The sequence below is a fragment of the Corallococcus llansteffanensis genome, assembly GCF_003612055.1.
In the GTDB taxonomy this organism is placed as follows: Bacteria; Myxococcota; Myxococcia; order Myxococcales; family Myxococcaceae; genus Corallococcus; species Corallococcus llansteffanensis.
The window spans coordinates 1-11,454 of sequence record NZ_RAWB01000325.1 but is presented as its reverse complement, the minus strand read 5'-3'; the positions used below and the strand labels follow the sequence as shown (position 1 = coordinate 11,454).

The 11,454-nt window shown below is 71.6% G+C and carries 10 protein-coding genes; 6 read left to right on the top strand and 4 right to left on the bottom strand.

Features of this window, described 5'->3' with window-relative positions:
• On the bottom strand, nucleotides 1-1,790 hold a 1,790-nt coding region (locus D7V93_RS26585), incomplete at its 3' end, for a PP2C family protein-serine/threonine phosphatase (RefSeq protein ID WP_120646065.1).
• 298 nt (nucleotides 1,791-2,088) lie between these two features.
• Between D7V93_RS26585 and D7V93_RS26580 the strand changes: the two genes are divergently transcribed.
• The 3 genes from D7V93_RS26580 (at nucleotide 2,089) to D7V93_RS26570 (ending at nucleotide 4,753) form a co-directional block, all read left to right on the top strand.
• Complete coding sequence (locus tag D7V93_RS26580; RefSeq protein ID WP_120646064.1) at nucleotides 2,089-3,096, top strand: thiamine pyrophosphate-dependent dehydrogenase E1 component subunit alpha; 1,008 nt, start codon at nucleotides 2,089-2,091, stop codon at nucleotides 3,094-3,096.
• A 2-nt stretch (nucleotides 3,097-3,098) separates the two neighbouring features.
• Complete coding sequence (locus D7V93_RS26575) at nucleotides 3,099-4,154, top strand: alpha-ketoacid dehydrogenase subunit beta (RefSeq protein ID WP_120646063.1); 1,056 nt, start codon at nucleotides 3,099-3,101, stop codon at nucleotides 4,152-4,154.
• Between the two features lie 197 nt (nucleotides 4,155-4,351).
• On the top strand, nucleotides 4,352-4,753 hold the full coding sequence (locus D7V93_RS26570; protein WP_244224731.1) for a GNAT family N-acetyltransferase: 402 nt from the start codon (nucleotides 4,352-4,354) through the stop codon (nucleotides 4,751-4,753).
• 69 nt (nucleotides 4,754-4,822) lie between these two features.
• Here D7V93_RS26570 and D7V93_RS26565 read toward each other — a convergent pair whose 3' ends face one another.
• Nucleotides 4,823-5,182 carry a TIGR02266 family protein gene (locus tag D7V93_RS26565; protein ID WP_208723158.1) on the bottom strand — a complete coding sequence of 120 codons (360 nt, stop codon included), beginning with the start codon at nucleotides 5,180-5,182 and terminating at the stop codon, nucleotides 4,823-4,825.
• Between the two features lie 127 nt (nucleotides 5,183-5,309).
• Between D7V93_RS26565 and D7V93_RS26560 the strand changes: the two genes are divergently transcribed.
• The 3 genes from D7V93_RS26560 to D7V93_RS26550 all read left to right on the top strand — a co-directional run bounded on the left by D7V93_RS26560 (nucleotide 5,310) and on the right by D7V93_RS26550 (nucleotide 8,167).
• Nucleotides 5,310-6,197, top strand: a complete 888-nt coding sequence (locus D7V93_RS26560) for a hypothetical protein (RefSeq protein ID WP_120646061.1) — start codon at nucleotides 5,310-5,312, stop codon at nucleotides 6,195-6,197.
• A 252-nt stretch (nucleotides 6,198-6,449) separates the two neighbouring features.
• A complete protein-coding gene (locus D7V93_RS26555; protein WP_120646060.1) occupies nucleotides 6,450-7,718 on the top strand; it encodes an SGNH/GDSL hydrolase family protein in 1,269 nt (422 codons plus the stop codon).
• 101 nt (nucleotides 7,719-7,819) lie between these two features.
• Nucleotides 7,820-8,167: a DUF2845 domain-containing protein gene (locus tag D7V93_RS26550; RefSeq protein ID WP_120646059.1), complete on the top strand. Its 348-nt coding sequence runs from the start codon at nucleotides 7,820-7,822 to the stop codon at nucleotides 8,165-8,167.
• 11 nt (nucleotides 8,168-8,178) lie between these two features.
• Here D7V93_RS26550 and D7V93_RS26545 read toward each other — a convergent pair whose 3' ends face one another.
• Nucleotides 8,179-8,901 carry a hypothetical protein gene (locus tag D7V93_RS26545; RefSeq protein ID WP_120646058.1) on the bottom strand — a complete coding sequence of 241 codons (723 nt, stop codon included), beginning with the start codon at nucleotides 8,899-8,901 and terminating at the stop codon, nucleotides 8,179-8,181.
• A gap of 47 nt (nucleotides 8,902-8,948) precedes the next feature.
• Nucleotides 8,949-11,454, bottom strand: a 2,506-nt coding sequence (locus tag D7V93_RS26540; protein WP_279636950.1) for a phosphoenolpyruvate carboxylase, incomplete at its 5' end; no start/stop codon positions are given.

Genomic DNA, 11,454 nt, shown 5'->3' with positions numbered 1-11,454 from the left:
GGGCTGAATTCGGCGACGATGACGGTGATGTCGTCGCGCTGGGGCTGACCGGCGCTGTAGGCGCGCACGTCCGCGAGGAGCGCGTCGCGCAGGGCGTCGGCGGGGAGGTTGGCGTTGGCCTGGAGCGCGGCGGCCAGCCGCTGCGTGCCGTACAGCCGGTTGGCGCCGTCGCGCGCCTCGGTGAGGCCGTCCGTGTACCAGACGACGATGTCGCCGGGCCGCAGCTGCGCCTGGCGCGAGGTGAACTGCGACGCCACGCTCGCGCCCAGCAGCGGGCCGCGCGCGGGCAGGGACGCCATCTGCCCGCTGTGGCGGTTGAAGACGGCGGCCGCGGGGTGTCCGCCCGCCGCGTAGTCGATCTGGCCGTTGTAGACGTCGATGACCGCGAGCGCGCTGGACATCTGGTGCTCGCCCCGGCCCACGTTGGCCAGCGTCACGTTGAGCGCGGTGATGAGCATCTGCGCGTGCACCTGCGACGGCTCGCGCAGCGTCATCGCGGAGGCGAAGCCGCTGGTGGCGCTGGTGGCCACGAGCGAGGTGGACAGGCCGTGGCCCGTCACGTCCCCGATGCCGATGACGACCCGCCGGTCATCCAGCGCGGCGCGGAACCACCAGTCGCCGCCGCACGCGTCCGCGGGCACCACGAGCCCCGCCAGCCGCAGGGGGCCCACCGTCACCGCGTCGCGGCCGGGCAGGAGCGTCTCCTGCACCGTGCGCGCGAGCGACACCTCGCGCTCCAGCTGCGCCTTGGCGCGCACGTCCTCCAGCAGCACCTTGATGCGCTCGGCCATGTGGTTGAACACCACGCCCAGCGTCGTCACCTCGCGGCCCGCGCCCGGCGCCGTGCCCGCGCGAGCGCCCAGGTCACCGGCGGCCAGTTGCATCACCTTGCCGGTGAGCGCGCCCAGGGGCCGGGTGATGCGGCGGCTCTGGTAGGCGGCCAGCACGCCCGCCAGCACCACGAAGCCCAGCCCCAGGCCCACGATGCGCAGCGTGTTGGCGCGCACCGCGGCGTGGTTGGACTCCTCCAGCTCATGGAGCTGCTTCTGCAGGTCCTCCAGCGAGTAGCTGATGACCACCACGCCCTTGCCGCCCTGCGAGCCGTAGTCGAGCGGCTCCTGGAACTCGAAGACGGGCTGCCCGTTGAAGAAGGCGCTCGCCCAGCGGCGCTCCGCGGTGCGTCCCCCGGAGGAGGAGCCCAGCTTCGCGGCCGGGTCGCTGTCCGCGACGAGCTGCGAGTCCGCGTCGAACATCTGCACGCGCAGGATGTTGCGGTTGTCCGCGATGATGGAGCGCGCCACCTCCGTGAGGAACGCGTAGTTGTTGTCGCGCAGGCTGGTGGCGGAGGTGAGCGCCAGGGTGTGGCTCACCGTCTGTCCCAACTCGCGCGCCTGGGACTGGAGCCGCTGGGTGAAGCGGTCCGACGCCGCCGTGAGCGCCGTCTCCGTCGTCTTCGCCGACAGCGACGCCAGCAGGCCCACGATGATGATCACCAGCGCGCCGGTGGTGAGCAGCAGCAGCTGATCCAACCGGAGCCCGCGGATGGCCGCCACGTTGGGCAGCTCGCCCGCTTCCAGGGGGGCGATGAGGGTGTGCGTGGCGTCGGACTGGGGCAGCCCGAGCGCGCCCGTCATCCGGGTGGCCGTGTGGTCGCCCCCCCGGAGGGAGGTCAGCTCCCGGGAATGGGTGCCGGTGGACTCCGGAGGCGGCGGGGGCGTGGCTTCCGGGGCGTCCAGGGACTCATCAGAGCCATCCGGCGCGGAATCGAGGCGCGTGTTCGTACGGGACAAAGGCACACCTGGGGGTGCCCGCATGGGGAATACACGGGCGGGGCGGCGCGGACTGTATCGCACTTCCTCATTGACGCGAGGAGTCTGCCTACCACCCGTTCCCCTCCCAGCGCCCCTTCCCCTGGCCTCCTGGCGGACGGCCAGACAGGGGGATGAATGAGTTCTGCTCATTGCCGCGTCGCGCCACCGGGCCCCGAACGCGGGACGGCGAACACCGGGCCGTGCAGGGTCCTTGAGTCGGGAGCCCGCGTTCGGAGTATAGGGGCCTCCCAATTTCCCCTTCAGAGGTCCTCCGCGCGTGTCACGGCCCCGGCTGATCAAAGAAAACTCCGCGCCGCTTTCGCTCGCCCGAGAGCAGCTCATCCGCATCCACGATCTGATGGTGAAGGCGCGCGTCCTCGAGGAGCGCCTCATCCAGATGTACAAGCAGGGCCACGGCTACTTCTGGATTGGCGGTCCGGGTGAGGAGGCGTTCAACGTCCCCCTGGGCCTGCTGATGAAGGTGGGCCAGGGCCTGGACTACGACTTCCTGCACGGGCACTACCGCCAGTCCGCGACGCTCTTGGCCATGGGCGAGGAGCCCATCGGGGCGCTGCGGCAGATGAAGAACACGGCCACGGACCCCTACTCCGGCGGCCGCAACTTCGCGGGGCACTTCACCCGGCGCGCGAAGAACATCGCGCCCATCACGTCGCCCATCGAGGTGCAGTACTCCATCGCGCCGGGCACGGCGATGGCGCAGAAGCGCCACGGCGGCGAGGGCATCACCATCGTGACCGGCGGCGACGCGGGCACGGCCGAGGGTGACTTCCCCACCTGCCTCGTGTGGAGCAGCCGCCCGGCCAACCCGCTGCCCATCCTGATCATCGTCACCAACAACAAGTGGGGCATCTCCACCACGGCGGACGGCCAGCACGGCGAGACGAACATCAGCGACCGCGCGCGCGCCTTCAACATCCCGGCGAAGACCATCAACGGCAATGATCCGGTGGAGTCCTACCAGGAGCTCCAGGCCGCGATGGAGTACGTGCGCAAGGAGCGCAAGCCGTTCTTCATCGAAGCGCGGGTGTCGCGCCTGTACGGGCACTCGTCCGCGTCCGGCGCCAACTTCGTGAACGAGGAGCAGGACTGCCTGCGCCTGTTCGAGGCGCGGCTGGAGCAGGAAGGCGTCCTCAGCCGGGAGCAGATGGACGACGTGCGCAACCGCTACAGCGAGGAGCTGGCGGCCGCGGCGCGCACCGTGCGCGACGAACCGCAGCCCACCGGCGACTCCATCTGGAACCACATCTACGCGGAGAAGAACTAACCATGGCGAACATGGCACAGGCCATCCGCATGGCCCTGCACTACGCCGAGGAGAACCTGGGCGTCACCGACATCTTCGGCGAGGACGTGGGCGCCCCGCTGGGCGGCGTCTTCACCTGCACGCAGGGCCTGAAGACGGCGTGGAACAGCCCCCTGGACGAGCGCGGCATCATCGGCACGGCCATGGGCCTGGCGCTCGCGGGCAACCGGCCCGTCGCGGAGATCCAGTTCTGTGACTACATCTACAACACCATCGACCTGCTGAAGATCGCGGGCAACACGCACTGGGCGACGCACGGCGACTGGAACCTGCCCATGGTGGTGCGCACGCCCGTGGGCAGCGGCATCCGCGGGTCGATGTACCACTCGCATTCCTTCGACGCGACGATGACGCACATCCCCGGCTGGAAGGTGGTGATGCCCTCCACCCCGCTGGACGCGTACGGCCTGCTCATCTCCGCGTGCCAGGATCCGAACCCGGTGATGTTCCTGGAGCCCAAGGCGCTGTTGCGCGTCAAGGGCGACGAGCGCATCCCGGGCGAGCCCGACGACGACCGCGCGCTGTCGAAGCTCATCGACGCGCCGCTGGGGGACCGCTCGCAGTGGAAGCCCCAGTGGCCGGCGCTGGAGCCGTACGCGGTGCCCATCGGCAAGGGCAAGATCGTCCGCGAGGGCACGCAGCTCACCGTGGTCAGCTACGGCCGCACCCTGCCCCTGTGCGCGAAGGCGGCCGCGACGCTCGCGGAGGAGGGCATCAGCGCTGAGGTCATCGACCTGCGCTCGCTGTGGCCCTACGACTGGGAGCTCATCAAGGCCTCCGTCCAGAAGACGGGCCGCGTCCTGTACGTGAACGAGGACACCGAGGTGACGAACTTCGGCGAGCACCTGGTGCGCCGCACGGTGGAGGAGCTGTTCTACTCGCTGCTCGCGCCGCCCCGGCTGGTGGCCGGCAAGTTCATCCCGGGCATCGGCCTGGCGGACGCGCTGGAGATGGCGTCGGTGCCGCAGCAGGCGGACATCACCGCCGCCCTGCGCTCGCTGGCGGGCGAGCAGCCCTGACGGGTTGCACCCACACGGCGCGTCACTGCCGCCGCGCCTGAAGTTCTTTCCGGGCCGTCGTTCCTCTTTGGAGGTCCGACGGCCCTGTCGTTAGTATCGCGAATGCCTTGTCCCAGCCCATCGTCCGCACCATGACCCCTGCTCCCGACGCCAACGCCTTCCGCATCCGCCGCGCGCGTCGAGGTGATGCCGAGGTCATGGCTCTGCTCCTGCGCGAGCTGGGCTACCCCCAGGGCACCGACCAGCAGACCGTGCACTGGGTCATCAGCCATCCGGAGATCGAGATCTTCGTGGCCGGCGACCCGCAGGACCGCGCGGTGGGCATGGTGTCCTTCTCCCACCGTCCCCAGCTGCGGCTGCGCGGGCGCGTGGCCACCGTGGACGAGCTCGTCGTGTCCGAGGGCTGGCGCCGCCGCGGCGTGGGCCGGGCGCTGCTCGCGCAGGTGGCCCAGCGGGGCAAGGTGCTGAGCGTCAAGCAGCTCCAGCTCATCGCCCCGCTCAACGTCACCGACGAGACGCGCGCCTTCTACAAGGCGTGTGGCTACGTCGAGGGCGACTCCGGCGTGTTCCGCCACGCGGAGAGCGAGACGAAGCTGTAGTCGAGGTGGGGGGCGCCGTCGCCGCAGCCCCGGCTCGTGGCCAGGGGCTCGCGGCCGGCGCCTGCTGCTTCAGCGCCGCCGGAAGCTCGCGATGACGCGGCGCAGGCGCTCGTGGTCCTCTTCGCTCACGTCGATGAAGCGCACGCCGATGGCCTCCGCCTCGTCGCGCACCCAGGCGATGACGCCGGTGAGGTGGAACTCCTCGCCGTCCACCACCATGGCCAGCCGCACCTGCGCGCCCACGTCATAGGACTTGCGCGTGCGCAGGCACAGTCCACCCGCGGACAGGTTGAGTGAGTAGGCCCGCAGCGCGCGCGCCGCGTCCTCGGCTTGCTCGAAGCGCACCTCGAACCGCGCCGCCACACGCTCCTCCGCGCGACGGTTCAAGTACGGGTCTGGTTCGATTGGCTCATCCAACTTCGTGTTCATGCGCACCCTGACCCCCTCGGTCCTGAATCCCGAAGTGTCGGCTGGTTTCCAGGCCCGGTTCAAGGGGCCCCGGGAGGTGGAACGGCTCGTGTAAGTCCCAGATTACTTCCACGCCAGGAGTTTCCGGATGGCTGCGCGTCTCGTGTTGTTGGGTGGTGCCCTGTTGATGGGGTTGTGGGTGGCGGGCTGCGACGACGGAGAGACGATGAAGCCTCCGGCCGATGCGGGGACAGCCGTGGATTCCGGGGTGGATGCCGGTGATTCCGGGCCTGTCGATCCCGGAGACGGCGGCGGGGGCCGTTCGGACTTCACCTGCAACGTGGTGAAGCAGGACGGCTGCGCGGCGGGCCAGAGCTGTCTCTACACGGACCTGCCAGATGGCGGCACGGGCAGCCGGTGCTTCGAGGGCGCGTGTGATCCGGTGCGGCAGGGCTGCGCGTCCGGACAGCGGTGCACCTACGTGCGCTCGGACGCGGGCGACACGCAGCGGCAGTGCGTGGCCGCGGGCACCACCGCCGAGGGCGCGCCGTGCACGCTGGCCGAGTCGCCGCCGGGACAGAGCTACGACACCTGCGCCGCGGGCTTGTACTGCAAGGACGAGGGGCTCTCCGACGGGGGCACCGGCTTCTTCTGCCGGAAGCTGTGCCACGCGACGTCCGACTGCGGCTCGGGGGATTGCAACACGGTGCTGCGCCTGGCCGGCACGCAGGAGCTGCCGCTCGTGTGCGGCCCTCCCTCCGCGCAATGCAACGCGTTCAGCCAGGACTGTGAGAGTCCGCTGGGCTGCTACCCGGCCTCCAACGGGCCGGTCTGCGCGGGCAGCGGCACGCTGGCTCCGGGCGCCGCGTGTGAGTTCAGCAACCAGTGTTCACCGGGAAGCACTTGCGTGGTGTCCGGGGGCACGGGCACCTGCCGGACGCTGTGCCGCTTCCCTTCGGGCGCGCCCGACTGCGCGAGCGGCGGCACCTGCCGGGCCATCACGAACAACGCGGACGTGGGCGCCTGCGTCCCGTGACCCCCGGCGGTCGTCCCCCGGACGTCCGGGCGGAGGGCGACGGCTTTTCCCACGGGGGGCAGGTTTCCACCCCCTCAAGGGGCGGGCTCGGGTCCGCAAGCCCCGGCGTCCCACCCTTGCGGTGGAAGTCATCCGCCGCCGCTTCCGCCAGGGAGGCCTTCCAGGCCACCGGGCCGCTGGCGCGATCCATGAATCATGCGGTCGCCAGGAAAGCAGGTCGTGCACATTGTCTTGCGCCAGGAGGGTGTGGGTATGGGTCTGCGGAAGGCGCTGCGCTGGAGCTGGGTAGGTGCCCTGGGCCTGTTGGCGGGGTGTGGTGGCATCGAGGACAGCGACGGGGCACCGCCCTCCTCCGGGTCGGGCCGGTCGGACGCGGAGGTCACCGCTCCCGCGCCCACGCAGTCCGTGGAGGCGGCACCCGCCCTGACGCTGCATGACGGCCGCAAGGTACAGGCCACGCCGCCCGTGGCGCCCGCGGCCGTCGCGTTCCAGCCGGGCTTCCACCAGGCGCTGCGCGGCTCCGGCTACGCGGGAAGCCTCACCACGTACCGCCTGCGGGTGCCCGTGGGACGCGCGGGCGCCCGGGTGCGCGTCACCTTCCGTTCCGGCGACGGGTCCATGACGTTGCAGCGGGCCACGGTGGCGAAGGCGGGACCCGGCGGCGCGCTCTCCTCCGCACCCGTGGCCCTCACGTTCAACGGCAAGCCAGGCTTCACCACGGGCACGCGCACGCTGGTGACGTCGGATCCGGTGCCGTTCCCGGTGGGGTTCCGGGACGAGGTGGCCATCTCCTTCGAGGCCCAGGGCTCCATGGGCCAGAGCACCATCGACGCGTTCCCGGGCAGCTACGCGCGCTCCGGCGCATACGCGACGACGCAGGGCGCGCTGGGCGGTCAGGAGTGGGAGAAGGCGATCGCCGTGGCCACGCTGGACGTGGAGGGCGCACCGGGCCGGGCCTTCGTGACCATCGGGGACAGCATCACCGAGGGCTACATGGACACCAAGAACGACACGCGCAACGCGTGGCCGGCCCTGGTGGAGGCGCAGCTCGGGGTGCCGGTGGTGAACTCGGGCGCGTCCGGCCAGGGCTTCTTCGACGCGAACGCCCAGCTGCCGCAGGAGGTGCTCGCGATGCAGGGCTTCACCGACTGCATCGTGCTGCTGGGCACCAACGACCTGGCGAGCGACCTGACGGTGGCGAAGCTGGAGCAGCGGATGACCGAGCTCTTCGATCAGCTCCAGCCCCGGTGCAGGCTGTGGGTGAGCACGCTCTTGCCCAAGGAGAAGACGAACTACGGCAGCTACGAAGAGGTGAAGGCGCAGCGCCACGAGTTCAACGCGTGGATCCGCGGGCAGACGCGCGCGGAGGTCATCGACCTGGAAGCGGTGACGCGCCAGCCGGGCAACGTGGACCTCTTCCTGGACGGGCTGGAGGTGGACGGCATCCACCCCTCCGCGCAGGGCCACCGCGTGATGGCCAACGAGGTCGTGCGGGTGCTCAAGGAGAAGGGCGGCCTGTAGCCACGGGCGCACCCGCTGGAAAGCGTGCTGGGGGATTGAATAGGTTCGGGGCCACCGCGTCCGTGCGGTGCCCCCGGGTTTTCTTCCTTCACGGAGCCGTCATGCGTGCCCTGTCCGCAAGCCTCGTCGTCGCCTGCCTCGCCCTGCCCTCGCTCGTCCACGCCTCCGCGCTGCGCTGCGACAACAAGCTCGTCTCCGAGGGCGCCTCCAAGGCGGACACGCTGATGAAGTGCGGCGAGCCCCTGACGAAGGAGAGCCGCACGGAGGTCATCAGCAACAAGGTCAAGGTGAGCAGCCCGGACCGCACGGAGCAGGTCTCCCAGGAGGTCTTGTCCTCGGTCACCATCGAGGAGTGGACCTACAACTTCGGGCCCCACCGGCTCATGCAGACGGCCATCTTCCGCAACGGCGTCCTGGTGGACGTGCGCAGCGGCTCCTACGGCCGGTAGCGCCCTGCCCCCTACGCGGGGATGGCGGTGCCTTCGAGCAGGCCGTGCTTCTGGAGGAGCGCGGCCAGCGCGGGGGGCGCCAGCATCCAGTCCTCGCGGGTGGGCACCCAGCGTACCGGGGCCTGGACGGCGGAGAGCCGCGCGTTCACCTCCGCGATCATCGGGGCGAAGGTGGGCTGCGGGAGGTCCCAGCTCCCCACCCCGGCGACCACCTCCACGCCCCCGGGATCCACCCGCACGGCGGGCTGCCCCTGCAGCGGCTTCACGGAGAAGCCCGGCAGGTACGGCTGCATCGCGGCGGACAGCCGCTCCAGCAGCGTCGGATCCTCGAAGGGATGGGCGCCCTCGAAGTCGAAGAAGGTGGGCAGCTGCGCCTGGAGCTCGTCGCGCAGGGGGTTGTCCTTGCTGTCGCGCCAGGCGTGCTCCGCGAGGACGCGGGCCTCGAAGGGGACGCGGATCTCCCAGCGCTCCAGGAGCGCGAGCAGCTCCGCCACGCGCTCCACCTCCTCCCACGGCGGCTCCACCCGCTGGAGCCAGGACACCTCCGACACCGTCTGGCCCCGGCGCACGCCCGACACCCGGTCGCCCTGGCGCAGCTGGAAGGGGGGCGCCTGGGTGAACTCCGGATCCGGATAGAGGGCGGTGTGGACCTGTCCCGTGCCCTCGTCCGGACGCAGGCGCGCGAAGCCGTGCTTCGGGTTGATCTCCTCGACGGTGAACGTCTCCTGGGCCATCGCGCGGTCTCCTCAGTGCTGGGTGCTGCCTTGCCGTGTCTGTTCTCTTAACCGGTGTTGCGCATGCCCGCAGCGATGCCGTTGAGCGCGAGGAGGAGCGGCCGGTCGCAGGCCGTGTCACCGTCGCGCTTGCGCTTGAGCAGCTCCACCTGGAGGAAGGACATGGGGTCCACGTAGGGGTTGCGCAGCGCGATGCTCCGCTGGAGCTGGGGGTTGTTGTCGAGCAGCTTCCCCTCCCCCGTCAGCGTCTTCACCGCGCGGCGCGTGCGCGCGTGCTCCTGCTGGATGCGCAGCCACAGGGGCCGCGTGGACGCGGGGGCCAGCTTCGCGTACCGCGCCGCGATGGCCATGTCCGTCTTCGCCAGCACCATGGTCACGTTGTCGATGACCGCGTGGAAGAAGGGCCACTCCCTGTACATGCGCTGCAGGAGCGCCGCGCCCTCGGGCGTGGCCGCGTACTCCTCCAACGCGGCGCCCACGCCGTACCAGCCCGGGACGATGGCGCGCGTCTGCGTCCAGGCGAAGCTCCACGGGATGGCGCGCAGCGTCTCCAGGCCCCCCGCCTTGCGCTTGCTGGGGCGCGAGCCGATGGGCAGCGCGGCGATCTCCTCCACCGGCGTGCCCGTCATGAAGAACTCCACGAAGCGCGGGTCGTCCCACACGAGCGCCCGGTACGCCTTGCGGCCGGCCTCCGCGAGCTGGTCGAACGCGGCGCGGAAGGCCGTCTCGTCCTCCGGGGACGGACGCGGCTGCGCGTCGAGCGTGTGCAGCAGCACGCCGCCCACCACCAGCTCCAGCGTGCGCTGCGCCAGCTCCGGGCGCGCGTACTTGTGGTCCATCGCCTCGCCCTGCTCGGTGGCCTTGTAGGCCCCGGCCACCGTGCCCGGCGGCAGCGCGAGGATGGCCGTCTGGGCGGGGCCGCCGCCGCGCGCCACCGTCTCGCCGCGGCCGTGAAACAGGCGCAGGGGCACCTCGTGCTCGTCCGCCACGTGGGTGAGCGCCACCTGCGCGCGGTACAGCGCGGCGCTCGCGGCGAGCAGGCCCACCTCCTTGCCGGAGTCGCTGTAGCCCACCATCACCTCCTGCACGCCCCGGCCCCGGAGGTGCTGGCGGTACTCCGGGTGCGCGAACAGCGCGCGCAGCACGTCCGGCCCTGAGTCCAGCGCGCCCAGCTGCTCGAAGAGCGGCGCCACGTCCACGGTGGCGCACTGGCGCTCCGCGTCCCAGAGGCCCGCGTGCTTCAGGCACTGGAACGCCGCCAGCACGTCCTCCGCGGTGGAGGCCATGGAGAGGATGAGCGTGCGGCAGACGGACTCGCCGCCCTCGTCCTGCCCTTCGCGCAGCTTCGCCAGCACCGCCAGGAGCCGCGCGCCGCCCTCCGACGGAGGAGGCCCCCCGGCGAGGGAGGCCGCCGCGCTCACCGCGTCCTCCGCGGGCGCGCGCACCTCCAGTTCGCCCAGGCCCAGGCCCAGCGCGCGGACGCGCTCGGACATGCGGCGCACCTCGCGCAGCCCCGCGGTCTCCGCGCGGGCCGCGAAGAGCGAGCGCTCCAGCACCGCCAGGTCGTCGCCCAGCGCCTCCGGGGAACGGTAGGCCTCCGGCGCCAGCGTGGACGGCAGGCCTTCACGGCGGGCCAGCACGTGCCGGAGCGCCAGCATCAGCCGCTCCTCCATGAAGCGCAGCTTGCGGCGCCAGGGCTCGCCCGACGTGCGCGGCCCCTGCTGCTTCGCCACGTCCGGCAGTGCCCTGGCGTCCTCCTCCAGCGAGCGCTCCAGTTCCTGCGTGGGGCGCGCGTGCCGCTCCGACTGCGACAGCATCCCGCCCAGCCGCTCCACGTCGCGCAGCAGCAGCCGCAGGCCCCGGGCGCGGTGCGCGCGCAGCGTGTCCGCGAACACCTCCGGCGTCACCAGCGGGTTGCCGTCCATGTCGCCGCCCACCCACGAGTGCACGCGCACCGGGGTGTCCAGCGCGCCCAGGGGCTCGCCGTAGGCGCGCTCGAAGGCCCAGTCCAGCGCCTCCGGCAGCCGGGACACGGGCTCCGCCAGCATCTCCTCCACGTACCAGTGGACGTTCTTCACCTCGTCGCCCACGGTGGGGCGCTCGCGGCGCAGCTCGTCCGTCTGCCAGAGCGCGGTGATCTCCTCGCGCATGGACGCGAGGTTCTCGGCGGACTCGCGCGGGGTGAGCGCGCACCGGTCGCGCTCCTCCAGCAGTCGCGCCAGCCGGTAGAGCTTCTCCAGGAGCGTGCGGCGGACCGCCTGCGTCGGGTGGGCGGTGAAGGTCAGCGTCACCTTCAGCGTCCCCAGCGTCTCGCGGACCTTGTCCGCGCTCACGCCCGCGTCCTTCAGCGTCTGCAGCGTCGCCTCCAGCGAGCCCCGCTGGGGCCGGGTGGCGGTGGGGCTCGCGTGGGCCCGCGCGCGGCGGATGCGGTGGTGCTGCTCCGCCAGGTTGACCAGCTGGAAGTAGACGGAGAAGGCGCGCAGCACCGGCTCCACCTGCTCCGACGGCAGCCGCCGCAGCACCGCCGCCAGCTCCGCCGCGCGCGGGCCCACG

Excerpts from the sequence above, each read along its gene's own strand:
- D7V93_RS26575 (WP_120646063.1), top strand. The coding sequence starts at position 3,099 with ATGGCGAACATGGCACAGGCCATCCGCATGGCCCTGCACTACGCCGAG.
- D7V93_RS26570 (WP_244224731.1), top strand. The coding sequence starts at position 4,352 with ATGGCTCTGCTCCTGCGCGAGCTGGGCTACCCCCAGGGCACCGACCAG.
- D7V93_RS26565 (WP_208723158.1), bottom strand. The coding sequence starts at position 5,182 with ATGAACACGAAGTTGGATGAGCCAATCGAACCAGACCCGTACTTGAAC.
- D7V93_RS26560 (WP_120646061.1), top strand. The coding sequence starts at position 5,310 with ATGGCTGCGCGTCTCGTGTTGTTGGGTGGTGCCCTGTTGATGGGGTTG.
- D7V93_RS26555 (WP_120646060.1), top strand. The coding sequence starts at position 6,450 with ATGGGTCTGCGGAAGGCGCTGCGCTGGAGCTGGGTAGGTGCCCTGGGC.
- D7V93_RS26550 (WP_120646059.1), top strand. The coding sequence starts at position 7,820 with ATGCGTGCCCTGTCCGCAAGCCTCGTCGTCGCCTGCCTCGCCCTGCCC.
- D7V93_RS26545 (WP_120646058.1), bottom strand. The coding sequence starts at position 8,901 with ATGGCCCAGGAGACGTTCACCGTCGAGGAGATCAACCCGAAGCACGGC.